The organism is Micromonospora arida, assembly GCF_042873195.1.
GTDB lineage: Bacteria > Actinomycetota > Actinomycetes > Mycobacteriales > Micromonosporaceae > Micromonospora > Micromonospora arida.
In genome coordinates this window covers 190326-213488 of sequence record NZ_JBIALC010000009.1, presented here as the reverse complement: position 1 = coordinate 213488, position 23163 = coordinate 190326, and the positions used below count along the sequence as shown (strand labels likewise).

Below are 23163 nucleotides of genomic sequence, written 5' to 3'. Positions count from 1 at the left end.
CGGTCAGACCTGGAGCCAGAGCGCCGGTACGTTCGGCGGCTCCCAGCCCGGGATCGCGGTGTGCGCCTGCCGGCAGCGGTACGTCGCTCCGCCGTAGGTGACCTGGTCGCCGACCTGGTACGCCCGACCCGTCGTCCAACTGCCGCCCGGCGCGGGCGGAGTCGTCGGCGTGGTGGTCGGGGTGGGCCGTGGGGTGGGTGAGGTGGTGGGGGTGGGCGTCGGGGTCGACCCTCCGCCGCCGATCTGCACGTCGATGCAGGAGTAGAAGGCGTTCGCCGTGTCGGAGATGTTCCACACCGCGAGGATCTTCTGTCGGCCGGAGAAGCCGCCGAGATTGACGTTGTGCGACACCGTTGCGCCCGGCTGCTGGCCGTTGCCGTTGACCACGCCGACCCGGGTGTTGCCGATCCAGTACTCCCAGTTGCTGGTGGCGTGCCGGGCAGTGTTCACCCAGGTGAAGGTCAGCGAGCTGCCCACCGAGGTGGCCGGCCAGCCCCGACTGTCGTCGTTGAGGACGGCGAACTGGGCGATTCCGGCATTGCAGCTACGCAGGCCCTTGGGCCCTTCGACGCTCTGCGGCTCGTACTTGATCTGCCCGCAGTCGGGCACCCTGCCCTGCGCGCAGAGCGCCTGCCGGCTCGGTGGGGCGGAGACGTAGCCGTGCGCCTGGGCGGGGGCGGCAACGGTGAGGGTGGCGGCGACGGCGCCCGCCGCCACCAGCGGGACGGTGATTCTTCGACGCATGGGGACAGCTCCTTCTCCAGGGTCCGGTGGGTGCCCTCAACGTAATTTAAACATTGTTAACAGTAAAGACTCTCATCGATAAATCCATAGATGACGGCAGTTTTCTTCGCAGAGCTGGAGCAGGCTGTCCCGGTCGTCGACCTGGTCGGCCGACCCGTCGTCCAACCAGACGCCGCCGGTGCCGAGGTAACGGCCTCCGGGGGTTGCGGCGGTTCACCCGGCACGACGGGCAACACGCCGACGCCGACACGCCGCCCGCCGTGGCCAGGCGTCGACGTTCCGCCCCACGTCGGCGCCGCCTGAGGGATTCTGTAGGCACTTGTCCATTTAACGGAGGTTTTCGGTGGCAACCTGCGAGGTCTGCGGCAACGACTACTGGATGGCGTTCGAGGTGCACACCGTCAGCGGCGACGTGCACACCTTCGACTCGTTCGAGTGCGCGATCCAGCGCATGGCACCGATCTGCGAGCACTGCCAGGTCAAAATCGTCGGGCACGGCGTCGAGGTCAACGGCCGTTTCTTCTGCTGCGCACACTGCGCCCGCGCCGTCGAGGGCGCGGTGGGCGCCGAGATCCGCGACGCCGTCGGCGCCCGCCCGGCCTGACCGCGCCCGCCCGCCCGGCCTGACCGCGCCCACCCGGCCGCGGGCCAACCGGACCACCACGCTGGGGTACGGTCGTCGCCATGCGGCCGTTCCTGGGCGTCCTGCCCCCGCCGCGCTCCTGAGCGGAGCGCCGCGCCTCTCGCCGACCGGGTGACCTGACCCCGCTCGGCCACCCTGTCGTACGCGCTCCGTCGACGTCGTCCCCGTCAACGGCTCACCCTTCGGAGCGCTCCCGTGTCCACGACCCGCACCGCGCTGCCGGCCGCCTTGGCCGCCAGCCACGCCGCCCGCAGCGGCCTGATCCAGATCACCGTCACCGGGGTGCTGTGGGGCACCACCGGTGTGGCGGTGCAACTCCTGCGCGAGAACACCGGGCTCAGCCCGGTGAGCATCGGCTTCCACCGCCTCGCCATCGCCGCGCTCGTGCTGTTGGCGTGCACCGCCGGCCGGCTCCGCACGATCGTGACCACCCTGCGTGCCGCACCCGTACCGCTGCTGCTCACCGGCGTCGGCCTCGGCCTCTACCAGGCGCTCTACTTCGCCGCCGTGGCCTGGGCCGGAGTCAGCGTGGCCACCATCGTCAGCCTGGGCCTGGCACCGGTGCTCGCCGCGGCCTGGGAGTCGGCGCACGCCCGCCGGCTCCCCGGCCCGCTGCGACTCGGCACGCTGGTTGCGGCTTTGGCCGGCCTCGTCCTGATCACCGCCGCCACCGAGCACCCCGGCGCGGCGGCGCCCGCCCCGCTGCTCGGCCTGCTCGCGGCAGCCGGCTCCGGCCTCGGGTACGCGGCTACCACCCTGGTCAGCCGTCGGGTGTCGCAGCGCACCGCGCCCATGACGCTGACCACCATCTCCACCACGGTCGGCGCGCTGACCCTGGCACCGTTCGCCCTGGTCGCCGGGGTCAGCGTGCCGGTACGCCTCGACACCCTGGCGCTGCTGCTGCACCTCGGTGTGGTCACCACGGCCGTCGCGTACGCGTTGTTCTACGCCGGGCTGCGCACCACCACGGGCAGCGTCGCGGCAGTGCTGACCCTGCTCGAACCGCTCACCGCCGCGGCGCTGGCGGTGGCGCTGCTGCGCGAACCGCTCCCCCTGCCGGTGATCGTCGGCGGTGTCCTGCTGCTCACCGCCGTGGCCGCCACCTACCTCGCACCCGACCGGGCGGATCTCCGGTGAACCCGCCCGACCTACCATCGGTGGATGCCCCAGCAGACCACCGAACTACGGACGGCCTCCTTCGCCGACCTGAACGCCCGCACCCTCCACGACCTGCTCAAACTGCGCATCGACGTGTTCGTGGTGGAGCAGAACTGCCCGTACCCGGAGCTGGACGGGCGGGACGTCGAGCCGGGCACCCGGCACGTCTGGCTCACCGACGGCGGCGCGCCGCTTGCGTACCTGCGGATTCTGGCCGACCCGGACGGTGTCGCCCGGATCGGTCGGGTCGTGGTGGCCCCGGCGGCGCGTGGCGGCGGACACGCCGGCCGGCTGATGACGGCGGCGCTGGAGGTGGTGGGCAACCGACAGTGCGTGCTGGACGCCCAGTCGCACCTGGTCGCGTTCTACGCCCGGCACGGCTTCGCGGAGAGCGGCCCCGAGTACGTCGAGGACGGCATCCCGCACACCCCGATGCGGCGCGATGCCATTGACGGTTGACGATCGAGCTGGCATGGTGCCGGGTAGAGCCGTCGCGGGAGCCAGCGACCAGGCACGGGAGTGGGCAACTCCCGGCGATCCGGGTGTCGACGTCCGACCTCATCCCCCCGGGGGCTCCATGTCTTTCACCCGATCACGACGCGTGCTCTGGTTGTTCGCCATCATGGCGACCATCACGCTCCTGTTGACGACCGCACTGACCACCATGCTGCCCAAGTCCGCTTCGGCGCATGGTTCGGTCGTCGACCCGGCGTCCCGTAACTACAGCTGCTGGCAACGCTGGGGCAGCGACTTCCAGAACCCTCGGATGGCCACCGAGGACCCGATGTGCTGGCAGGCCTGGCAGGCCGACCCGGCCGCCATGTGGAACTGGAACGGCCTGTTCCGCGAGGGCGTGGGCGGCAACCACCAGGCCGCCGTCCCCGACGGCCAACTGTGCAGTGGCGGACGCACGCAGAGCCCCCGCTACAACGCGTTGGACACCATCGGCGCCTGGAAGACCACAGCGGTGTCGAACAACTTCCGGCTCCGCTTCTTCGACCAGGCCAGTCACGGCGCCGACTACATCCGGGTGTACGTGACGAAGCAGGGCTTCAACTCCGCCACCCAACCGCTCGGCTGGGGCAACCTGGAGTTGGCCGGCCAGATCGGTAACACCCCGGCCTCCCAGTGGGACCCGGACACCGGCGGTGTCTCGATCCAGATCCCGGTGAACGCACCGGGACGCACCGGACGGCACATCGTCTACACCGTCTGGCAGGCCAGCCACCTGGACCAGTCGTACTACCTGTGCAGCGACGTCGACTTCGGCGGCGGGTCGACCACCCCACCGCCCACCACGCCCCCGCCGACGACACCGCCGCCCACCACCCCACCGCCGACCACGCCCCCGCCGACCACCCCGCCGCCGGCCGGTGCCTGCACGGCGACGTACCAGGTCACCGGTCAGTGGTCCGGTGGCTTCCAGGCCGACGTGAAGGTGACCGCGGGCGGTTCACCGACCCGCGGCTGGTCGGTGAGCTGGAACTACGGCAACGGCCAGCAGGTCACCTCGTCGTGGAACGCGACGGTCAGCACCAACGGCACGCTGGTCACCGCACGTAACGCCAACCACAACGGCACGCTTGCCGCCGGAGCGAGCACCACGTTCGGTTTCCTCGGCTCGTGGAACGGCAGCAACCCGGTTCCGCTGGTCTCCTGTACGACGACCAGTTGATCCCCGTCCGGCGCCGCACCCGGGCGGGGGTGCGGCGCCGGACGGCGGAAAATGTGGTGGTGCCCGGCGATCCGCGGGGGGCACCATCTCCGCATGATCGACATCTTGGTGCTCACCCCCGACGACTGGCCCACCTGGCGGGAGCTGCGGCTGGCCGCCCTCGCCGAGGCACCGGAAGCGTTCGGCTCACGGCTCGCCGACTGGCAGGGCGACGGCGATCGCGAGCAGCGCTGGCGCGACCGGTTGAGCATCCCCGGCTCACTCCACCTGGTGGCCGTCCTGGCCGGGCGTCCGGTTGGGATGTCGAGCGGCGTACCCACGTCGGACCCGCTCATGGTGGACCTGATCTCGATGTGGGTGCACCCCGACGCTCGCGGCAGCGGTGTCGGCGACCGCCTGGTGAACGAGGTGGCGCGCTGGGCCCAGGAGCGTGGCGCCGAGCGGCTACGCCTCTCCGTCAGGACGGACAACGCGCGCGCCAAGTCCCTCTACCACCGCGCTGGCTTCCGCCTGACCGACGAGCCAGGTGACCTGATGCCCGACGGCGTACGCCGAGAACAGATCATGCTCCGCCCCCTCCAACCACCACACCTCACCCCGTCACGCTGAGCGAGACGCTCCGTCACCCTCCATGCCGCCTCCCCAACCCCGTGCCGGCTCGTCCAACCCCCGCGCCCCTCGTCGATCACGGAGTTGTGGTGGTCGACAAAGCGCCCACGGATTCCCAAAACAGGCACCACAACTCCGTGATCGACGAGTCCAGGCAGCCAGCGCGGCGATCTTGCACTTTCGGTTGCCAGATCGCGCCCTATGCCCCTTTCGTCGGGACAGAAAGTGCAAGATCGCGGGGGCGGGGCGGGGCGGGGGCGAGCGGAAGGCTGGGGGCGGAGGGCCCGTCAGACCAGGCAGTTGACGATTTCGGCTACCGAACGGCGGCGGCCGGTGTAGAACGGGACCTCTTCGCGGACGTGCCGGCGGGCGCTGGAGGCGCGCAGGTCCCGCATCAGGTCAACGATCCGGTGCAGTTCGTCGGCCTCGAAGGCGAGCATCCACTCGTAGTCGCCGAGCGCGAACGAGGCGACCGTGTTGGCCCGTACGTCCGGGTAGCCGCGGGCCAACTTGCCGTGCTCGGCCAGCATCTCGCGCCGCTCGGCGTCGGGCAGGAGGTACCACTCGTAGGAGCGGATGAACGGGTACACACAGATGTAGGGGCGAGCCTCCTCACCGGCCAGGAACGCCGGGATGTGGCTCTTGTTGAACTCGGCCGGCCGGTGCAGCGCCATCTGCGACCACACCGGGGTCAGCGCCCGGCCCAGCGTGGTGCGGCGGAACCGCAGGTAAGCGTCCTGGAGCGCGTCGCTGGACGCGGAGTGCCACCAGATCATCACGTCCGCGTCGGCGCGCAGCCCGGAGACGTCGTACACGCCCCGGATCACGACGTCCTTGCCGGCCAGCTCCTCGAAGAGGGACACCACCTCGCCGGTGACGTTGTCCCGCAGCGACGGCAGCGGGGAACTGGCCCGGAACACCGACCACATGGTGTAGCGGATGCTTTCGTTCAGCTCCCGCAACCGGGCCGCGTTGGTCTGCTCGGTCATCTCGCCGATCCTCCCAGTGCTGTGATGATCTCTTCGGCCGCCGTCTCGCCGGAGCGGACGCAGACCGGAATGCCGACGCCGTCGTAGCCGGCGCCGGCGAGGACCAGGGTGGGGTGCGCTGCCCGCAGCGCTGTCCGCGCGGCGCCGAGCCGGTCGGCGTGCCCTGGCGCGTACTGCGGCAGCGCACCGCCCCACCGCTGCACGTGCCCGTCGACCGGGGCGGGTAGCGGGGTGCCGAGCACCGCCGACAGCTCCCGGTGCACGGTGGCCGCCAGGTCCGTGTCGGGGCGCTGAAGGTGCGCCTCCTCGCCGTACCGGCCCACCGAGGCGCGCACCAGGGCCAACCCGTCGGGCCGGCGCAGGTGCCCCCACTTGGTGGTGAAGAAGGTCGCCGCCTTGATCAGTAGACCCTCGGTACTCGGCACCAGGAAGCCGGACAGCTCGGGCAGTCGCGGCTGCGGCAACGCCATGGTGACCAGTGCGACGCTCGCGTAGTCCAGCGCGCCGACGCCCGCTGCCACCGCCGGCGCGGGGCCGGCGAGCAGCCGCGCCGCCGGGCGCGCCGGCACCGCAAGCACCACGGCGTCCACGTCCACCAGCTCGGGGTCACGGGTCGGGCCGACGGTGAGCCGCCAGCCGGTGCCGGTGGGGGTCAACTCGCGCACGGCGGCGTCCCGCCGTACCGTCGCGCCGCTGGCCGTCACCGCCGCCTCGATCAGGGTGCTCAGCCCACCGGCGAGGGTGCCGAAGACCGGGGCGCCGGGCGCACGCGGCGCGGCGGCCTGCGCGGCCCGGACCGCGCCGACCAGGGTGTGCTCCACCCGGGCCGTGCGGGCCAGCGCCGGCATCGTCGTGACCAGGGAAAGATCGTCGGCGCGGCCGGCGTACACGCCGCCCAGCATCGGGTCGACCAGCCGCTCGACCACCTCGTTGCCGAAGCGGGACCGGACCAGCGCGCCCACCGAGACGTCCGCGTCCGGCCCGACCAGCGGCCGACCGCCGTCGGTGTCGGCGTCCGCGGCCGGGCGGGCGACCGTGGCCACCCGATCCAGATCCCCGGGTACGCCCACCAGGGTGCCGCCCGGGATGGGGCGCAGCCCTCCGTCGATGACCAGCGCGGCCCGCCCCACGGTGGGGTGCACGATCTTCTCGGCCAATCCGAGCCGGCGGGCCAACGCCACCGCCGCGCTCTCGGCGCCGGTCGGGTCGCGCATCAGGAACGACTCCGCGCCGAACTCCACCGGCTGACCAGCCAGTTCCCCGGAGCGCAACTTCCCGCCCAGCACGCCGGACTGCTCGTACACCGTGATCTCGGTGCCGGCGGGTGCGCGGTCGCGCAGGCGGACCGCGGCGGCCAGGCCGGCGATCCCGCCGCCGACCACCGCCACCCGCCAGGGCTGCCGCATTCCCGGTCAGCCCTGGTCGGCTCGGCGGCTGGACAGCTCGTGCACCAGCGCGACCACCCGGGTCAGCACCTCCGGGTCGGTCTCCGGCAGCACCCCGTGGCCGAGGTTGAACACGTGCCCGGGGGCCGCCCGGCCCTGCTCCAGGATGCGGCGCACCTCGGCCTCGACGACGGGCCACGGCGCGAGCAGGACGCACGGGTCCAGGTTGCCCTGCACCGCCTTGTCCGCGCCGATCCGGCCGGTGGCCACGTCCAGCGGCGTACGCCAGTCGACGCCGACCACGTCGGCCCCGGCCTCGCCCATCGCGCCGAGCAGCTCGGCGGTGCCCACCCCGAAGTGGATCCGGGGCACCCCGGCGGGCGACCGCTCCGGCTCGGCGCGTCTGTCGCCGCGCCCCGACCCGGAGCAGTCATCGACCAGCCCGCTCAGCACGGTGGTCGAGTGCGGCAACACGAAACGGCGGTAGTCGGCCTCGGAGAGCGCGCCGGCCCACGAGTCGAACAGCTGCACGGCGGAGACGCCGGCCTCGATCTGCACCCGCAGGAAGGCCAACGTCACCTCGGCCAGCCGGGCACAGAGCGCGTGCCACAGCTCGGGGTCGCCGTACATCAGGGCCTTGGTCTTCGCGTGGGTGCGCGACGGCCCGCCCTCGACCAGGTAGCTGGCCAGCGTGAACGGCGCGCCGGCGAAACCGATCAGCGGGGTGTCGCCCAGCTCGACCACCAACTGCCGGACGGCCTCGTCGACGTACGAGACGTCGTCGCGGGTGATCCGGCGGATCCGTTCCACGTCGGCGGCGGTGCGGATCGGCTCGGCCACCACCGGGCCGGTGCCCGGCACGATGTCCAGGTCGATCCCGGCGGCGGCGACGGGCACCACGATGTCGCTGAACAGGATCGCCGCGTCCACGCCGTGCCGGCGCACCGGCTGGAGGGTGATCTCGGTGACGAGCTCCGGGCGCCGGCAGGACTCCAGCATCGGCACGCTCGCCCGGATCTCCCGGTACTCCGGGAGGGAGCGGCCGGCCTGGCGCATGAACCAGACCGGGGTGTGCGGGACGGGCCGACGTCGGCAGGCCCGGATGAAGGGCGAGTCGGCCGGTCCGCCGGGGCGGGAATCTCCGTCTCGGGCGACAGTGCCCGTGGTGTCCGTGGTCATCGCCGCAATCGTGCCACGCCGGCCACCCCCAATCGGGTGGGGGTGAGAGGAAGGGCACCGTTCCTTACGCCCGGCGCCCTTCACGAGCGTCGGCGCGCCGTCGAAGCGGGCGACGGGCGGCGGCATAGGCTGCCGACATGGCCCCCCCGATCGCCCTCCCGGAGACGTTCGCCCGAGCGGTCGCCGGGCTGCGGTCGGCCGCCCCGCGGCCGGAGATCACCCTGGAGGAGGTCGGCGCGCCCCAGCGGCTGGCCCCGTACACGTTCGCGCTCGCCGCGACCGTGCTGCGCGACGACGACGAGGTGGCGACCGGCCGGCTGATCCTGCTGCACAACCCGGTCGGGCACGAGGCGTGGCAGGGCACCCTGCGGCTGGTCACCTACGTGACCGCCGAGTTGGAGGTCGATCTGGCCGCCGACCCGCTGCTGCCCGGGGTCGGCTGGACGTGGCTGACCGACGCGTTGGACGCCCAGGACGCCGGCCACCGGGCGATCGGCGGAACGGTGACGCAGACCATGTCGACCCGGTTCGGCGATCTCGCCGGGCCACCGACCATCGGTGACATCGAGATCCGCGCGTCCTGGACGCCGATCGACGACGACCTGACCCCACACCTGCACGGCTGGTGCGCGTTGCTCGCCTCCACCGCCGGTCTCCCCCCACCCGGCGTCACCGCCCTCTCCGATCGCCGCCCGGCCGGCGCAGCCTGACGTTCGGCCCTCGGGAGGACACTTTGCGGACACCTGATCGACACACGCCGGACCGGCTGCACCCGCCGGATCTCCGCGCGCACTAGGGTTGGCAGGTGACCGACGAACCACCCCTGCGCCGTCGGCCCACCGAAGAACTTCCGGGAAACGCACCCCAGCACCCGCCGTCGGCCCAGCCGCAGCCGGCGGGCGAGGGGGCCGACCCGACCGACGGTGGGCCCGTTCCGCTGATCGCACCGCGTGACGGCACCCCCGATCCGGTGGCCACCCCGGCCGAGCTTGCCGAGGTCGTGGCCCGCTTCGCGGCGGGCACCGGCCCGGTCGCCCTGGACGCCGAGCGGGCTTCCGGCTACCGCTACAGCCAGCGCGCGTACCTGGTGCAACTGCGCCGGGCCGGTGCGGGCACGGCGCTGATCGACCCGCTGCCCCTGCCCGACCTCAGCGCGCTGGACGCGGTGATCGGTGAGGCGGAGTGGGTCCTCCACGCGGCCAGCCAGGATCTGCCCTGCCTGGCCGAGGTGGGGTTGCGTCCACGCCGACTGTTCGACACCGAGCTGGCGGCTCGGCTGGCCGGCTTCGAACGCGTCGGGCTGGCCGCGCTCACCGAGCAGCTGCTCGGGTTCACCCTGGAGAAGCACCACTCGGCGGCCGACTGGTCGAGCCGACCGCTGCCAGAGTCGTGGTTGACGTACGCCGCCCTCGACGTGGAGATGCTCACCGACCTGCGCGACGCGCTGGACGCCGAGTTGACCCGCCAGGGCAAGTCGGCCTGGGCCGCGGAGGAGTTCGCCGCCCTGGTCCGCACCGGGGCACGTCCGCCCCGGGTCCGGGCGGAGCCGTGGCGGCGTACCTCCGGCATCCACCGGCTGCGGGGGGCGCGGGCCCAGGCCCGGGTCCGCTCGATGTGGTACGCCCGGGACCAGATCGCGGCCCGGCGGGACGCCGCTCCCGGTCGGGTGTTGCCCGACTCGGCGATCATCGCCGCGGCGGAACTGGACCCGAAGGACGAGAAGACCCTGCTGACCCTCCCCGGCTTCGGTGGTCGGTCGGTCCGTCGGCTGGCCCGCACCTGGCTCGCCGCGCTCGACGACGCCCGGCAACTGCCGGAGGATTCCCTGCCGGTCTCGCCGGCCGTGGAGGGCCCGCCTCCGCCGCACCGATGGGCCGAGCGGGACCCGGTGGCGGCCGGTCGGCTGGCCCGCTGCCGGGAGGTCGTGATCCGCATCGCCGGTGAGCACGACCTTCCGCCGGAAAACCTGATCACTCCGGATTCGATCCGCCGGGTGGCCTGGACCCCGCCGGAGGAGATCACCGAGGCGTCGGTCGCGGAGACCCTGCGCGGCCTCAATGCCCGCGAGTGGCAGATCGGCCTCCTCGCCCCCGACCTGACCGAAGCCCTGACCCCACCAACCCCAACCCCCTAACCCCACCCACCCCCCACCCCCCCCCCACCCCCCCCCCGAGCCCGGGTGATCATGAGGTTGACGGGCCTTTGGGAGATCCACAGCCCCGTCAACCTCATGATCGTCGGAGGCTGGACGAGCGGGGGTGTGCGGTTGGTGGTTGTGGAGTGGTGGGTGTGGGGTGGGCCACAGGCGGGGGTGGGGACGCGGTTGGTTACTGGCGAGTAGCATTCGAGGGAAACGTGCCCGTGTCGGCGACCCTTGTCCGGTCCGGCGTGCCGCCCGGCGCGAAGGCCGAACCACGGTCGATTAGGAGGCTCAAGTGCCCCGTGAAGTTCGCGACGTCGTCTTCGTCGACGGCGTCCGTACCCCGTTCGGCAAGGCGGGTGGCATGTACGCCAACACCCGCGCCGACGACCTGGTGATCCGCTGCATCCGGGAACTGCTGCGCCGCAACCCGCAGCTGCCCCCGGAGCGGGTCGAGGAGGTCGCCATCGCGGCCACCACCCAGATCGGCGACCAGGGCCTCACCATCGGCCGCACCGCCGCCCTGCTGGCCGGGCTGCCCAAGACCGTTCCCGGCTTCGCCATCGACCGCATGTGCGCGGGGGCGATGACCGCGGTCACCACCGTGGCCAGCGGCATCGCCATGGGCGCGTACGACATCGCCATCGCTGGTGGCGTCGAGCACATGGGCCGCCACCCGATGGGTGAGGGCGTCGACCCCAACCCGCGCATCGTCGCGGAGAAGCTGGTCGACCCGTCCGCGCTGGTGATGGGCTCCACCGCGGAGAACCTGCACGACCTGGTTCCGCACATCACCAAGGCACGCACCGACGCGTTCGCGCTCGCCTCGCAGCAGAAGACCGCCAAGGCGTACGCCAACGGCAAGCTCCAGGACGACCTGGTGCCAGTGGCCATCCGCGACGCGGAGGGTGGCTGGGGTCTGGCAGGAGTGGACGAGGCCCCGCGGGACACCTCGCTGGAGAAGCTCGCCACCCTGAAGACCCCGTTCCGCCCGCACGGCAAGGTCACCGCGGGCAACGCGGCCGGTCTGAACGACGGTGCCACCGCGAGCCTGCTGGCCGACGAGGCAACCGCCCGCGAGCTGGGCCTGCCGGTCGCCATGCGGCTGGTGTCGTTCGGCTTCGTCGGAGTCGAGCCGGAGGTGATGGGCATCGGCCCCATCCCGTCGACGGAGAAGGCGCTGCGCCTCGCCGGGCTCAGCATCGACGACATCGGCCTGTTCGAGCTGAACGAGGCGTTCGCCGTGCAGGTGCTCGCCTTCCTCGACCACTTCGGCATCGCCGACGACGACGCGCGGGTCAACCCGTGGGGCGGCGCGATCGCCATCGGCCACCCCCTCGCGTCCTCCGGCGTGCGGCTGATGACGCAGTTGGCCCGCCAGTTCGCCGAGCACCCCGAGGTCCGCTACGGCCTCACGGCGATGTGCATCGGCATCGGCATGGGCGGCACGGTCATCTGGGAGAACCCGCACTGGACGGAGGGCAACAAGTGAGCGCGCTCGCCGCACCGAACGAGGTCGTCACCCGGGCGCTGCTGCGCCAGGTGAACGTGCCGGGGCTGGACCGGCCCGCCGCCCTGATCACGCTGGACAACGGCTTCGACCACACCAAGCCGAACACCTTCGGCCCGGGTGGGCTGGCCAGCCTGGACGAGGCGATCACCGCCGCGCTCGCCGCCGACCCGGCGTTCATCGCGGTCACCGGCAAGCCGTACATCTTCTGCGTGGGCGCGGACATCGTCGGCCTGCCGCAGCTCGCCGACCGCGAGCAGGCGCTGGAGATCGGCCGGCTCGGCCACCGGGTCTTCGCCCGGCTCAAGGACAGCACCGTCCCCACCTTCGCGTTCGTCAACGGCGCGGCGATGGGCGGTGGCCTGGAGCTGGCGCTGCACTGCCACTACCGGACGCTCTCCGGCGGCGCGGCGGCCCTCGCGCTGCCCGAGGTCTCCCTCGGTCTGGTGCCCGGCTGGGGCGGCACCCAGTTGCTGCCGAACCTGATCGGCATCCCCGCCGCGACCCAGGTGATCATCCAGAACCCGCTGATGCAGAACAAGATGCTCAAGCCCAAGCAGGCGGCCGAGCTGGGCATCGCGGACGTCCTGTTGGAGCCTGCGGACTTCCTGGAGCGGTCCCTGGAGTGGGCTGCCGGCGTGGTCCGGGGTCAGGTCACCGTGACCCGGCCCGAGGTCGACAAGGACATGTGGGCGGGCGTGCTCTACTTCGCCCGGGAGACGCTGAACCAGCGGCTGCACGGCGCGGTCCCGGCCGCCTACAAGGCGCTCGACCTGCTGGAGACGGCGAAGGACGGCGACTTCGCCGCCGGCACCGCCGCCGAGGACGAGGCACTCGCGGACCTGGTCTTCTCCGAGGAGCTGCGCAGCGGGCTGTACGCGTTCGACCTGGTGCAGCGGCGGGCCAAGCGCCCGGCCGGCGCACCGGACAAGGGCCTGGCCCGCACGATCACCAAGGTCGGCATCGTCGGCGCGGGTCTGATGGCCAGCCAGCTGGCGCTGCTGTTCGCCCGCCGCCTCCAGGTGCCGGTGGTGATGTCCGACCTCGACCAGTCCCGGGTGGACAAGGGCGTCGGCTACGTGCACACCCAGATCGAGAAGGCCGTCACCAAGGGCCGGATGGACAAGGGCACCGCCGCCAAGCTGTACGGCCTGGTCAGCGGCACGGTCGACAAGAGCGCCTTCGCCGACGCGGACTTCGTCATCGAGGCGGTCTTCGAGGACCTGGGCGTCAAGAAGCAGGTCTGGGCCGAGTTGGAGAAGATCGTCTCCCCGGAGGCGGTGCTCGCGACCAACACCAGCTCGCTGTCGATCACCGAGATGGCCGCCGAGTTGGAGCACCCGGAGCGGGTGGTCGGCTTCCACTTCTTCAACCCGGTGGCGGTGCTGCCGCTGCTGGAGATCGTCCGGGGCGAGCGCACCGACGACGTCACCCTGGCCACCGCGTTCGCGGTGGGCAAGCAGCTCAAGAAGTCGAGCGTGCTGGTCAAGGACGCTCCGGCGTTCGTGGTGAACCGGCTGCTCACCCGCTTCCTGGGCACCGTCTTCGCCGCCGTCGACCAGGGCACCCCGCTGGACGTGGCCAACAGCGCACTGGACCCGCTGGGCCTGCCGATGCGCCCGTTGGCCCTGCTCCAGCTGGTCGGGCCGGCCGTCGCGTACCACGTGGGCGGCACCCTGCACGCCGCGTACCCGGACCGGTTCGGGGTCAGCGAGAACCTCAAGCGGATCGCCGACTCGGGCCAACCGATCGTGGTCGACGACCAGGTCAACGACGAGGTGGCCAAGCTGCTCGTCGTTGGTGACCAGCCGCTGACCGCCGAGCAGGTACGCCAGAACGCCCTCGACGCGCTCGCGCAGGAGATCCGGCTGATGCTGGACGAGGGTGTGGTCGCCGAGGCGCAGGACATCGACCTGTGCATGATCCTGGGCGCCGGCTGGCCGTTCCACCTGGGCGGCGTCACGCCGTACCTGGATCGGACCGGCACCTCCGAGCGGGTGACCGGCCAGCGGTTCCTGCCGCGCGGTGCGGCGAGCCTGCCGGCCTGACCGATCGCAGCACCACCGTCGCGGTGGTCGGACCGTCCCTGTTGGACGGACCGGCCACCGCGACCGTTTGTGATCAGGCGGCAGCAGGATGGGGTTTCCGCGGGGACGACGGCGGGCGCCACGCCGGGTTAGGATCACGCGTTTTGCACCCCCATCTTGGAGCTGACTGATGTCCCAGCCGCCGGCCAATCCCTACGGCCCGCCGCACGATTCCCCCGACCCGTCGCAGCAGTCGGGCGGCTGGCCGCCGCCGCAGCAGCAGGGACACCCACAGCAGCCCGGTGGTTTCCCACCCGCGCAATCGGGCTTCCCGCCCGCGCAGCCCGGTTTCCCGCCGGCCCAGCCTGGTTTCCCGTCCGCGCAGCCGGGTCAGCCGTACGGTGACCCGAACCTGGCCGGCGGTCCTCCCCCGGCGAAGAAGTCGAACGTCGGCAAGATCGTGCTGATCGTGTTGGCAGTGGTGCTGGTGCTCTGCGTCGGCGGCGCGGCGATCATCTGGGCCGTCGCCAAGGGGCCGGTGAACGAAGCGCTGGACGCCAGCAAGACCCGGGTCGTCGCGCCGGCCACCCTCGCCGGCCGGCCGAAGCTCACCAACCCGGAGCTCCAGACGGCCGCCGAGCAGGCGGTCAGCGGGATGAAGACGGCGGCGGGGAACGAGACGAGCACGGTCGCCGCCTTCTACGGCGACCCGACCAAGCAGGACCTCGTCATGATCACGGGCGTGTCCGGGTTGCTGTCGGACCCGAAGAAGGAGCTCGACGCCTATGTGGACGGCCTGTCCAAGCAGCTGACGGTGAACAAGATGACGGCCGTCGACGCCGGCCCGCTGGGCGGTGAGGCGCGCTGCGGCGACGGCAAGGCCGACACCGTGCCGCTGGGCATCTGCGTCTGGGCCGACCGGGGCAGCCTGGGCATGGTGGTGATGTACTTCAAGTCCGCCGACCAGGCGAAGACCGAGTTCACCGCGATCCGGGGCCAGGTCGAGCAGCAGTCCTGATCCGTACGCGACCGGGGCCCCGGCCACCCTCGGGTGGCCGGGGCCCCTGCTGCTCTCCTGAAGCTCGCCGACCGGCTGCGGTCGGCACGGCAGCCACTCCCCGGGCCGGGGATACTTTGCTCTTGCGCTAAGTGTCAACTCCAGCAACACTTAGCCGCATGGCACAGTATTCGGCGCAGCTCGACGGCGTGTTCGTCGCCCTCGCTGACCCGACCCGGCGCTGGGTCATCCGACGCCTCGGCCGCGGTCCGACAAGCGTCGGCGACCTCGCCCGCGAACTTCCGATGACCCTCCCCTCGTTCATGAAGCACGTGCGGACGCTGGAGTCGAACGGACTGATCCACACGACCAAGTCCGGCCGGGTGCGCACCTGCGTGCTCAACCGCGAGCGCCTCGCCGTCGTCGACGACTGGCTTGCGGAGCAGCGCCGGATCTGGGAAGAGCGCACGGATCGCCTGGAACGCCTCGTCACCGATGAGCAGGAGAACCAGCAATGAATCCCGACCTCGACCTGACCATGGCGCGGGTCATCCGCGCCCCTCGCGCCGCCGTGTGGGGCGCCTGGACCGACCCGTCCCGCTTCGAGAAGTGGTGGATACCGGCGCCGGCCCTGTGCCGCGTCGATCGCTTGGACGCCCGGCCCGGTGGCGCGCTCGTGACCCGACTGAGCGAGGACGGGGTGGAGTTCGTCAGGCACCTCGACGCGTGCTTCCTCGTCGTCGACGACCTCGAACGGATCGTGTTCACCAACGTGATCGACAGCGCCTGGCGGCCCGCGAACCCCACCCCGGTTCCGATGACGGCGGAGATCACCATGAAGGACCATCCGGACGGCACGGACTACCGGATCATCGTCCGCCACGGTGATCCCGCCGCTCGTGACCTTCACGAGAAGATCGGCTTCGCGGACGGCTGGGGCTCGGTCACCGAACAACTCGCCGGGCTCGCCGAGAGCCAGGGGGCGCTGTGAAGATCGTCCTTACCCAGTTCGTCACTCTCGACGGCGTCAGCCAGGGTCCCGGCTCGCCGACCGAGGACACGAGCGACGACTTCACCCGGGGCGGCTGGCTCGTGCCCTACCTGGATGAAGTCTTCGTCCGCCGGACTTCGGACTGGTTGGGTCTTGCCGACGGTCTGCTGCTCGGACGGCGGACCTACGAGGCGTTCGCTCGCGACTGGCCGCAGATCACCGACCCGGACGATCCGTTCACCGAACGGATGAACTCACTACCGAAGTACGTCGTGACCAACACCTTCGCGGACGGTAGCTGGCACCCGACGACCGTGCTCCACGGCGACCCGATCCACACCGTCGGGGAGCTCAGGACTCAGCCAGGACGGGAGCTCCAGATCCACGGGAGCGCACGACTTGGCAAGGCTCTGTTGTCGGCCGGCCTCGTCGACACACTCCGACTCGTCGTGGCCCCCACCGTGGCCGGCTCCGGGCGGCGGCTGCTCGACCAGCCGAGCGCATCCGTCGGCCTCCGACTGGTGCACCACGAGGCGACGGCGAAGGGTCTGCTCCTGCTCGAGTACGAGCATGTCGGCGCCGCCCCGGTGGCGGAATACGAGGGCATGACAGCCTTCGTCTAGTCACCGCGCTACGACACGGCCAACGCCGGAATCTCGCGGGCAAGTCCTGCCCCAGCAGCGTGGCACGGGGCCCCGGCCACCCGAGGGTGGCCGGGCCCCGTGCCGTACGTCGACGGTCAGGCCGGTTCGGCAACCGCTGCCGCGGCTCGCGCCGCCGCTGCCGCCGCCCGCTCGGCCGCGTTGCCGAGCACGCAGAACTCGTTGCCCTCCGGGTCGGCGAGCACCACCCAACCACCACCGGTCGGGCCGACGTGGTCGGCGACGAGCGTCGCACCGATGCCGAGCAGTCGCTCGACCTCCTCGGCCCGGGTCCGGTCGGCGGGTTGCAGGTCCAGGTGCAGTCGGTTCTTCACCGTTTTGCCCTCGGGTACCGCGATGAACAGCACCTCCGGGCCACCCGGCGGCAGGAGCATCGCCTCCGGGTCGCCGGGGAAGTCGTCGGGCTGCCGTGGGCAGTCGAAGACCTGCGCCCAGAAGCCGGCGAGCGCGTACGTGTCGGAACAGTCGATGCTGATGTTGTGGATCGTCGAACTCACAGTGGTCCTCCACGGTGGTGACGTGGTGCGGCCCGTGTACCCGGCGCACCACGCAGGAACTGGTTCCCCATCGAGTGGGCGATCAGCGCCCTACCCGTGCGGGGGCGCTCCGCCTCCGGGACGTCAGCCGACGCTGACCCGGGGCGCGGAGCCGAGATTGGTGGACATCGACGCACCCCCTTCCCTCTCGAGCTGACGACGCGATCTTGCCACCGGGCCAGCGGGGCGCGCAACCCCGATCAGCCGGCGGCGGAAACCGTTCCGGGCACGGCCGGGGCGTCCGACGACGGCAGAGTGACAGTCACCTCCAGGCCACCGCCGGGCTGCGCGACCACCCGTACGGTGCCGCCGTGCGCGGCGCAGACCGCCCGGACGATGGACAGCCCCAGGCCGGAGCCACGGGCTCCGGTGCGTTCGCGGCCACCACGGCGGAACGGCTCGAACAACCCCGGCACGTCGGCCTGGTCCACCTCGAACCCGGTGTTCCCCACCACCAGCCAGGACCGGTCACCGTCGGTGCCGGTACGCACCCAGAGCCGACCGTGCAGGTGGTTGTAGCGCACCGCGTTCTCGATCAGGTTTCCGGCCAGCCGGTCGAGCAGCCCCGGGTCACCGACGACAGGCGCGGACTCCAGCGACGTCTGCACCCGCAGGCCGATCCGTTCCACCTCGCGGCGCATCGCCGACAGCGCGTTGGCGGTGCCCGCGGCGAGGTCACACTCGGTACGCCGGCCCAACTGCCGCCCGGCCTGCGCCTCGCTGCGGGCCAGCACCAGCAGCGCGTCCACCAGGCCGTTGGCCCGCTCGGAAGCGTCGCGCACAACTGTCGCCATCCGGCGGTACTCGGCGGTGTCCGCGTCGTCGTCGCTGAGCGTAACGTCGATCTCCGTCCGCATCACGGCGAGCGGGGTACGCAGCTCGTGCGAGGCGTTCGCCACGAAACGCTTCTGGGCCTCGAAGGCGGACGCGATCCGGTCCAGCATGGCGTCGAACGTCTTGGCCAACTCGGCCACCTCGTCGTCGGCGCCCGAGTAGCCGATCCGCTGGTCCAGGGTCGCCTCACCGAGCCGCTGGGCGGTCGCCGTGACCTGGTGCAGTGGGCGCAGGGCCCGACCGGCCACCGCGTACGCGCCGGCCACCCCGACCACGCTGATCGCCAGCAGCGCGACCAGGCCCTTGGCCAGCAGCTCCCCGGAGGCGGCGTCGACCAACTGCCGCTGCCACTCGGCGGCGTCCATCTGCCGGCCGTCGGAGAGCAGCACGATCGTGCCGGGCACCAACTCGTCGGTGGGACGCAACGCGTCGCGGACCAGCAGCCAGGCCAGCAACACCAGGATCGCTCCCGCCCCGATCAGCAGCACCCCGTTGAGCAGGGTCAGCCGCAGCCGCAGGGTGGGTCGCAGCCGGCGGCTCATGCGCCCACCTCGGCGGTGCGATAGCCCGCCCCGACCACGGTCTCGATCAACGGCGGGTCACCGAGCTTCCTGCGCAACGTCATCACGGTGACCCGGACGATGGTGGTGAACGGGTCGGTGTTCGCGTCCCAGACCCGTTCCAGCAGCTCCTCACTGGAGACCACCGCGCCACGCGCCTTGAGCAGCTCGGAGAGCACCCCGAACTCCTTGTTGGTGAGGTCCACCGGCAGCCCGGCGCGGGTGGCCACCCGGCGGGCCGGGTCGAGCACCAGGTCGGCCAGTTCGAGCACCGGAGGCGCGGCCGGGGTGGCCCGCCGGCCCAGCGCCTGCACCCGGGCGACCAACTCGTCGAAGGCGAACGGTTTGGGCAGGTAGTCGTCCGCGCCGAGCTGCAACCCCTCCACCCGGTCGGCGACAGTGCCGCTGGCGGTGAGCATCAGCACCCGGGTCAACGCGCCGGAGGCCGCCAGGTCGGCGCAGATCTGGTCACCGTGCACACCCGGCAGGTCGCGGTCGAGCACCACCACGTCGTACCGGGTGACGAACGCCGCCTCGTGGCCGGCGTCGCCGTCGTACGCCACGTCGACCGCCATCCCCCGCTTGCGCAACCCGCGTGCGATCGCGTCGGCGAGGTTGCGCTCGTCCTCGACCACCAGTACCCGCATCCCGGCCTCCTCGCTGCTGACCACCGACAACCTAGTGCCGGCCGGCAACCATCGTCCCTCGCCGTCCGTGCCGGCCGGCGTTGCGGGCGACCGCGGCGTACGCGATGCTGGCCGGCGGCACCGAACGACGGACGGACTGGCATGACCACTGCGGCACCACCCACCCGACGGGACATCGCCTACCAGGGTTTCCACCTGCCGGCCGACACGAGCAGCGGCAGCGGCGACGGCCTGCTCGCCAGCGGTCGAGGGCTGGTCCTCGACGGCGTCGCCGAACGGGGCACCTGGACGTCGCCGCCGGTACGGGTCGGCTTCGCCGTCGCCGAGGTGGTGCCGTCCTGGACGGCCGACACCCCGGACGGCTGCTGGATCGAGGTCGACCTGCGCGGTTGGCACGACGACGCGCCCAGCACCGACTGGTACCGGCTGGCCCGCTGGGCCGCCGGCGACGGCACCGTACGGCGCACCTCGCTGCCCGGACAGCGTGACAGTGCCGCCCGGGTCGACACCGACACCCTGATCGTGACCGGCGCGACGGCCACCGGTTGGCAGGCGCGGGTGACCTTGTGCCGGCCCGCCGGCAGCCCGACCGGGCCGGTGCTGCGCAGCATCGGCGCGGTCGCCACCGGCCCCACGATCGCCAACCAGGGGTACGCGGGGGAGCCCGTCCCGTCCGCTGCCTGGGGCCGGGTCCTGGACGTGCCCCGCTACTCGCAGCGCCTGCACGCCGGCCAGTACCCGCAGTGGGGCGGTGGCGGGGACTCCTGGTGCAGCCCCACCTGCACCTCGATGGTGCTCGCCTACTGGGGCGCCGAGCCGACGCCGGACCGCTACGCCTGGGTGGAGCCGTCCGGCCCGCGTCCGGTGGTGGTGCACGCCGCCCGGCACTGCTACGACCACGCGTACGCCGGGGCCGGCAACTGGCCGTTCAACACCGCGTACGCCGGTCTGCACGGGGTGGACGCGTTCGTCACCCGGCTGCGGTCGCTGGTCGAGGCGGAGGAGTTCGTCGCCGCCGGCATCCCCCTGATCGTCTCCGCCGCGTTCCGGGCCGACGAGGTGCCGGGGCTCGGGTACGACACCGGTGGGCACCTGATGGTCCTGGTCGGCTTCAGCGGCGACGGCGACCCGGTGCTCAACGACCCGTACGCCCCGGACGACGACGCTGTCCGTCGCACAGTGCCCCGGCAGGCGTTCGAGGCGGTCTGGCAACGGGGAAGCCGTGGGGTGGCGTACGTGCTGCGACCCGCGTCGGTGCCGCTGCCCCCGCCACCCGCCCAGGCCAACTGGTGATCAGTCGGTCAGTTTCCAGAGCTGGTACCCGCCGGCCGCACTGCACACCAGGTAGCCGGTGATCGCCTGACACTCCCCGGTGGCGTCGGGCAGCACGTCCACGATGCGCACCTCTCCGGCGCCGACGTCCAACTCGCCGACGATCACCCCTGCGTCGGGGTGCCGCCGTATGCCGACCAACCGACCGCCGGGACCGAGTTGGTACAGCTCCCACCGGCCCAGGTCGGCCAGTTGCCGGCCGGTCAGCGCATCGAGCACGACGTACTGCTCCGACGGACCGATCCCGCTGATGTTGGCCATCAGCCGGCCGTCGGTCGGCCAGGCCCACCCCCACTGGGTGCTGCTCCAGCGCACCTCGCCGGTTGCCGGGTCGAGCGCCTGCAGTTCGTTGTTGCCGGTGCGCACACACAGGACGGGGCCGCAGTCCAGCGCGAAGTCGACGTGCACCCTGGCCCGGGTCCAGCGGGGCTTGAGCTGGTCCAGCTCGTACGCGGTGACAGTGCCCGAGCCTCTGTCGATGGCCAGCAGCAGGTCCTTTGTCAGGTCCAGGCCGATCCGACCGCCGTCGGGTGGGCGCAGGTCGGCGCGGGCCAGCACCGCGCCGGTGATCGCGTCGCGTACCTCGACCGGCCCATCCACCTGGCTGAGCACCACCCGGTCCACCCCGCGGTCGGTGCCCCGCACAGTCGTCTCGGGGCTGGTGCCGGAGAGCTGCCAGCGCACGGTGCCGCAGCACGGATCGACCGCGCGCAGAGTGGACGGTAAGGTCTCGCCGCCGCTACGCAGCAGCACATTGCCGTCGGTCAGCTTGGAGACGGTGCCCGGCTGCTGCCACCGGTACGCCCCGGTCGCCCGGTCCAGCGCGACGGTGATTGTGTCCCGACCCTCCGGGCCGATCTCGTAGCCGGTGGCCAGCAGCATCCCGGCCAGTGGCGTCATCCCCCAGTACCTGGCCTCCGCCGACAGCGGCGCCTGCCAGACCGGCTCGCCGCCGGGTAACCGATAGGCGGCCACCCGCGCCCGTCGGGTCGCGGTGTTGGTCGGCTCCAGGACCAGGAGGAGGTCACCGTCGACCATGACGTCGGACCCGGACCGGACCGGCAGCGTCACCGGGGCCGGCCGGGCTGGTGTGACGACGGAGCCGGCGAGCGTGACGAGCGCGAGCACCACGACCAGCGCCAAGCGCAGCGGACGACCATGAGCGCGGGGCGGGCGGGGCACCGGGTCCGGGTCCGGGTCGTGCCGCAGCTCACCGAGGTCGATCACCGGCCCGGTCATCGCGTCAACCGCCACAGCGCGGTGGTGCCGTCGAGGCGCTGGCAGAGCAGGACCGGCAGGGACGCCTGGCAGCTGCCGGCGATGCCCGGCAGCACGTCGACGATCCGCGTCCGACCGGCCACCAGGTCCAGTTCGGCGACGACCATCCGACCGTCGTCACCCCGCCGCACACCGACCAGCGGATCGTCCGGCCCCAGCACCGGCATCAGACTCCACACGCCCAGTTCGATTCGTACCTGCCCGGTGGCCGCGTCCCGCACCGCGTACCCCTGGCCGGGCCGGGCCATCAGCAGCCGACCGTACCGGACGTCGGCCAGGACGTCCTGGCCCGGTTCCGACCACCGCACCGAGCCGGTGGCCGGGTCGAGCACCTGGAGGCCACCGGTCTGCGGTACCGCACAGAGCAGGCCACCGCATTCGAGCACATGCGACACCAACGTCACCTCCGCCGTCCACCGTGGCTCCAACTCGGCCAGCCCGAAGCTCACCAGCCGGGTGCTGCCCGGCGGAACGAGCAGCAGCAGGTCGTCGACGATCTGCACCCGCTGGTACGCCGACCGGTCCCCGGGCAGCGTGTCGATGCTGCGCAGCAGCTGGCCGGTGCCGGCGTCGTGCACCTGCACCTCGCCGGTCGGTTGCAGGAGCACGAACCGGTCGACCTGCCCCTCGGAAGTGAGGTGGTAGGTGGGGCTGGCGGCCGGCGGGATCGGCACCGACCAGAGCACCAGGCCAGTGCCGGGCTCAACCCCGCTCATCGCGCCCGACCCGCCCTCCCGGCCGTTGGTCACCATCAGGACACCGCCGGGCGTCGGCTGGGCAGCACCGGGATGCTGCCAGCGCTGCCTGCCCGTCGCGGTGTCGAAGGCGGTGGTCTGGAACAGCCGGTTCGGGGCGTTGACCGCCAGCGCCAGCACCAACCCCCGCTCGACCCGGACGTCGAGGTAGTCACCCGTGCGGGCCAGCGGCGCCTGCCACCGCCGCCGCACCCCGACGCCGGTCGGTGCCGGCTGGGCGTACGCGGTCAGGTACCGCTCCCCGTCGGGTGTCGGCGGATCGACCACGTAGACGGCGTCGCCGGCCAGATACGCGGTGGCCATCCGCGACGCCGGCACCACGCTCACCGTACTCTGCGGTTGCGGCGCGGCACCGGCCAGCATCACCAGGCTGAGCACCAGCACAGTCGCGCTGTGCAGCGGGCGACCGACGGCGCGCGGGCGGCGAACCGGAGGTGCCGACACGGGCTCGTCCCGGATCTCGCCCAGCTCGATGATCGACAAGGACCGTCCTTCCGTCACCAGGTAAGGCT

At 72.1% G+C, this 23163-nt stretch carries 23 protein-coding genes; 14 read left to right on the top strand and 9 right to left on the bottom strand.

What is annotated here, in order from left to right:
• Nucleotides 1-3: 3 nt before the first annotated feature.
• Nucleotides 4-744 carry a lytic polysaccharide monooxygenase gene (locus ACFYP0_RS24955; RefSeq protein ID WP_355499276.1) on the bottom strand — a complete coding sequence of 247 codons (741 nt, stop codon included), beginning with the start codon at nucleotides 742-744 and terminating at the stop codon, nucleotides 4-6.
• A gap of 343 nt (nucleotides 745-1087) precedes the next feature.
• Between ACFYP0_RS24955 and ACFYP0_RS24950 the strand changes: the two genes are divergently transcribed.
• The 5 genes from ACFYP0_RS24950 (at nucleotide 1088) to ACFYP0_RS24930 (ending at nucleotide 4829) form a co-directional block, all read left to right on the top strand.
• Nucleotides 1088-1348 (top strand): Prokaryotic metallothionein, encoded by a 261-nt coding sequence (locus tag ACFYP0_RS24950; protein WP_091400670.1) that lies wholly within the window; start codon nucleotides 1088-1090, stop codon nucleotides 1346-1348.
• Nucleotides 1349-1582: 234 nt separating this feature from the next.
• A complete protein-coding gene (locus ACFYP0_RS24945) occupies nucleotides 1583-2524 on the top strand; it encodes a DMT family transporter (protein ID WP_244218714.1) in 942 nt (313 codons plus the stop codon).
• A gap of 24 nt (nucleotides 2525-2548) precedes the next feature.
• Nucleotides 2549-3004, top strand: coding sequence for a GNAT family N-acetyltransferase (locus ACFYP0_RS24940; RefSeq protein ID WP_124853297.1), 456 nt, complete (start codon nucleotides 2549-2551; stop codon nucleotides 3002-3004).
• 118 nt (nucleotides 3005-3122) lie between these two features.
• Entirely contained in the window at nucleotides 3123-4220 is a 1098-nt protein-coding gene (locus ACFYP0_RS24935) for a lytic polysaccharide monooxygenase auxiliary activity family 9 protein (protein ID WP_355499280.1), read from the top strand.
• 93 nt (nucleotides 4221-4313) lie between these two features.
• On the top strand, nucleotides 4314-4829 hold the full coding sequence (locus tag ACFYP0_RS24930) for a GNAT family N-acetyltransferase (RefSeq protein ID WP_124853291.1): 516 nt from the start codon (nucleotides 4314-4316) through the stop codon (nucleotides 4827-4829).
• 287 nt (nucleotides 4830-5116) lie between these two features.
• Here the strand turns inward: ACFYP0_RS24930 and hemQ are convergent, their stop codons facing one another.
• The 3 genes from hemQ to hemE are packed head-to-tail and all read right to left on the bottom strand — an operon-like array spanning nucleotide 5117 to nucleotide 8382.
• Nucleotides 5117-5818: a hydrogen peroxide-dependent heme synthase gene (gene hemQ, locus ACFYP0_RS24925; protein ID WP_124853367.1), complete on the bottom strand. Its 702-nt coding sequence runs from the start codon at nucleotides 5816-5818 to the stop codon at nucleotides 5117-5119.
• Entirely contained in the window at nucleotides 5815-7224 is a 1410-nt protein-coding gene (gene hemG / locus ACFYP0_RS24920; protein WP_124853368.1) for a protoporphyrinogen oxidase, read from the bottom strand. The genes hemQ and hemG overlap by 4 nt, the downstream gene beginning before the upstream one ends.
• A 6-nt stretch (nucleotides 7225-7230) precedes the next feature.
• Complete coding sequence (gene hemE / locus ACFYP0_RS24915) at nucleotides 7231-8382, bottom strand: uroporphyrinogen decarboxylase (RefSeq protein WP_124853369.1); 1152 nt, start codon at nucleotides 8380-8382, stop codon at nucleotides 7231-7233.
• A 137-nt stretch (nucleotides 8383-8519) separates the two neighbouring features.
• On the opposite strand from hemE, the gene ACFYP0_RS24910 reads away from it, so the two are divergent.
• From ACFYP0_RS24910 to ACFYP0_RS24875, 8 genes are all read left to right on the top strand, one after another.
• Entirely contained in the window at nucleotides 8520-9092 is a 573-nt protein-coding gene (locus tag ACFYP0_RS24910) for a DUF3000 domain-containing protein (protein ID WP_355499284.1), read from the top strand.
• Between the two features lie 95 nt (nucleotides 9093-9187).
• Nucleotides 9188-10516 (top strand): ribonuclease D, encoded by a 1329-nt coding sequence (locus ACFYP0_RS24905; protein WP_356977062.1) that lies wholly within the window; start codon nucleotides 9188-9190, stop codon nucleotides 10514-10516.
• 301 nt (nucleotides 10517-10817) lie between these two features.
• Entirely contained in the window at nucleotides 10818-12014 is a 1197-nt protein-coding gene (locus tag ACFYP0_RS24900) for a thiolase family protein (RefSeq protein WP_124855538.1), read from the top strand.
• On the top strand, nucleotides 12011-14080 hold the full coding sequence (locus tag ACFYP0_RS24895; protein ID WP_355499289.1) for a 3-hydroxyacyl-CoA dehydrogenase NAD-binding domain-containing protein: 2070 nt from the start codon (nucleotides 12011-12013) through the stop codon (nucleotides 14078-14080). The genes ACFYP0_RS24900 and ACFYP0_RS24895 overlap by 4 nt, the downstream gene beginning before the upstream one ends.
• A 169-nt stretch (nucleotides 14081-14249) precedes the next feature.
• Nucleotides 14250-15077, top strand: coding sequence for a hypothetical protein (locus ACFYP0_RS24890; RefSeq protein WP_355499291.1), 828 nt, complete (start codon nucleotides 14250-14252; stop codon nucleotides 15075-15077).
• A gap of 158 nt (nucleotides 15078-15235) precedes the next feature.
• Nucleotides 15236-15574 carry an ArsR/SmtB family transcription factor gene (locus ACFYP0_RS24885; protein WP_355499294.1) on the top strand — a complete coding sequence of 113 codons (339 nt, stop codon included), beginning with the start codon at nucleotides 15236-15238 and terminating at the stop codon, nucleotides 15572-15574.
• Nucleotides 15571-16047 (top strand): SRPBCC domain-containing protein, encoded by a 477-nt coding sequence (locus ACFYP0_RS24880; protein ID WP_355499297.1) that lies wholly within the window; start codon nucleotides 15571-15573, stop codon nucleotides 16045-16047. The genes ACFYP0_RS24885 and ACFYP0_RS24880 overlap by 4 nt, the downstream gene beginning before the upstream one ends.
• Nucleotides 16044-16670 (top strand): dihydrofolate reductase family protein, encoded by a 627-nt coding sequence (locus ACFYP0_RS24875; RefSeq protein WP_355499300.1) that lies wholly within the window; start codon nucleotides 16044-16046, stop codon nucleotides 16668-16670. Before ACFYP0_RS24880 ends, ACFYP0_RS24875 begins: the two co-directional genes overlap by 4 nt.
• A 116-nt stretch (nucleotides 16671-16786) precedes the next feature.
• On the opposite strand, the gene ACFYP0_RS24870 is transcribed toward ACFYP0_RS24875, so the two are convergent.
• The 3 genes from ACFYP0_RS24870 to ACFYP0_RS24860 form a co-directional block, all read right to left on the bottom strand.
• Complete coding sequence (locus ACFYP0_RS24870) at nucleotides 16787-17206, bottom strand: VOC family protein (protein ID WP_355499303.1); 420 nt, start codon at nucleotides 17204-17206, stop codon at nucleotides 16787-16789.
• A 239-nt stretch (nucleotides 17207-17445) separates the two neighbouring features.
• The gene (locus ACFYP0_RS24865) at nucleotides 17446-18621 is read right to left on the bottom strand and encodes a sensor histidine kinase (RefSeq protein ID WP_124855554.1); all 1176 of its coding nucleotides are present in this window, start codon (nucleotides 18619-18621) and stop codon (nucleotides 17446-17448) included.
• Nucleotides 18618-19286 carry a response regulator transcription factor gene (locus ACFYP0_RS24860; protein WP_355499306.1) on the bottom strand — a complete coding sequence of 223 codons (669 nt, stop codon included), beginning with the start codon at nucleotides 19284-19286 and terminating at the stop codon, nucleotides 18618-18620. Before ACFYP0_RS24860 ends, ACFYP0_RS24865 begins: the two co-directional genes overlap by 4 nt.
• A gap of 141 nt (nucleotides 19287-19427) precedes the next feature.
• On the opposite strand from ACFYP0_RS24860, the gene ACFYP0_RS24855 reads away from it, so the two are divergent.
• Nucleotides 19428-20579 carry a peptidase C39 family protein gene (locus ACFYP0_RS24855; protein ID WP_386997733.1) on the top strand — a complete coding sequence of 384 codons (1152 nt, stop codon included), beginning with the start codon at nucleotides 19428-19430 and terminating at the stop codon, nucleotides 20577-20579.
• On the opposite strand, the gene ACFYP0_RS24850 is transcribed toward ACFYP0_RS24855, so the two are convergent.
• Together ACFYP0_RS24850 and ACFYP0_RS24845 are read right to left on the bottom strand one after the other, a co-directional pair.
• Nucleotides 20580-21857 carry an outer membrane protein assembly factor BamB family protein gene (locus ACFYP0_RS24850; RefSeq protein WP_386997731.1) on the bottom strand — a complete coding sequence of 426 codons (1278 nt, stop codon included), beginning with the start codon at nucleotides 21855-21857 and terminating at the stop codon, nucleotides 20580-20582.
• Nucleotides 21854-23134, bottom strand: coding sequence for an outer membrane protein assembly factor BamB family protein (locus tag ACFYP0_RS24845; protein ID WP_386997729.1), 1281 nt, complete (start codon nucleotides 23132-23134; stop codon nucleotides 21854-21856). Before ACFYP0_RS24845 ends, ACFYP0_RS24850 begins: the two co-directional genes overlap by 4 nt.
• Nucleotides 23135-23163 lie beyond the last annotated feature (29 nt).

Bases quoted from the DNA above. Each gene is read 5' to 3' on its own strand.
- ACFYP0_RS24955 (WP_355499276.1), bottom strand. From the start codon at position 744: ATGCGTCGAAGAATCACCGTCCCGCTGGTGGCGGCGGGCGCCGTCGCC.
- ACFYP0_RS24940 (WP_124853297.1), top strand. From the start codon at position 2,549: ATGCCCCAGCAGACCACCGAACTACGGACGGCCTCCTTCGCCGACCTG.
- ACFYP0_RS24935 (WP_355499280.1), top strand. From the start codon at position 3,123: ATGTCTTTCACCCGATCACGACGCGTGCTCTGGTTGTTCGCCATCATG.
- ACFYP0_RS24930 (WP_124853291.1), top strand. From the start codon at position 4,314: ATGATCGACATCTTGGTGCTCACCCCCGACGACTGGCCCACCTGGCGG.
- hemQ (WP_124853367.1), bottom strand. From the start codon at position 5,818: ATGACCGAGCAGACCAACGCGGCCCGGTTGCGGGAGCTGAACGAAAGC.
- hemG (WP_124853368.1), bottom strand. From the start codon at position 7,224: ATGCGGCAGCCCTGGCGGGTGGCGGTGGTCGGCGGCGGGATCGCCGGC.
- hemE (WP_124853369.1), bottom strand. From the start codon at position 8,382: ATGACCACGGACACCACGGGCACTGTCGCCCGAGACGGAGATTCCCGC.
- ACFYP0_RS24910 (WP_355499284.1), top strand. From the start codon at position 8,520: ATGGCCCCCCCGATCGCCCTCCCGGAGACGTTCGCCCGAGCGGTCGCC.
- ACFYP0_RS24890 (WP_355499291.1), top strand. From the start codon at position 14,250: ATGTCCCAGCCGCCGGCCAATCCCTACGGCCCGCCGCACGATTCCCCC.
- ACFYP0_RS24885 (WP_355499294.1), top strand. From the start codon at position 15,236: ATGGCACAGTATTCGGCGCAGCTCGACGGCGTGTTCGTCGCCCTCGCT.
- ACFYP0_RS24880 (WP_355499297.1), top strand. From the start codon at position 15,571: ATGAATCCCGACCTCGACCTGACCATGGCGCGGGTCATCCGCGCCCCT.
- ACFYP0_RS24865 (WP_124855554.1), bottom strand. From the start codon at position 18,621: ATGAGCCGCCGGCTGCGACCCACCCTGCGGCTGCGGCTGACCCTGCTC.
- ACFYP0_RS24860 (WP_355499306.1), bottom strand. From the start codon at position 19,286: ATGCGGGTACTGGTGGTCGAGGACGAGCGCAACCTCGCCGACGCGATC.
- ACFYP0_RS24855 (WP_386997733.1), top strand. From the start codon at position 19,428: ATGACCACTGCGGCACCACCCACCCGACGGGACATCGCCTACCAGGGT.
- ACFYP0_RS24850 (WP_386997731.1), bottom strand. From the start codon at position 21,857: ATGACCGGGCCGGTGATCGACCTCGGTGAGCTGCGGCACGACCCGGAC.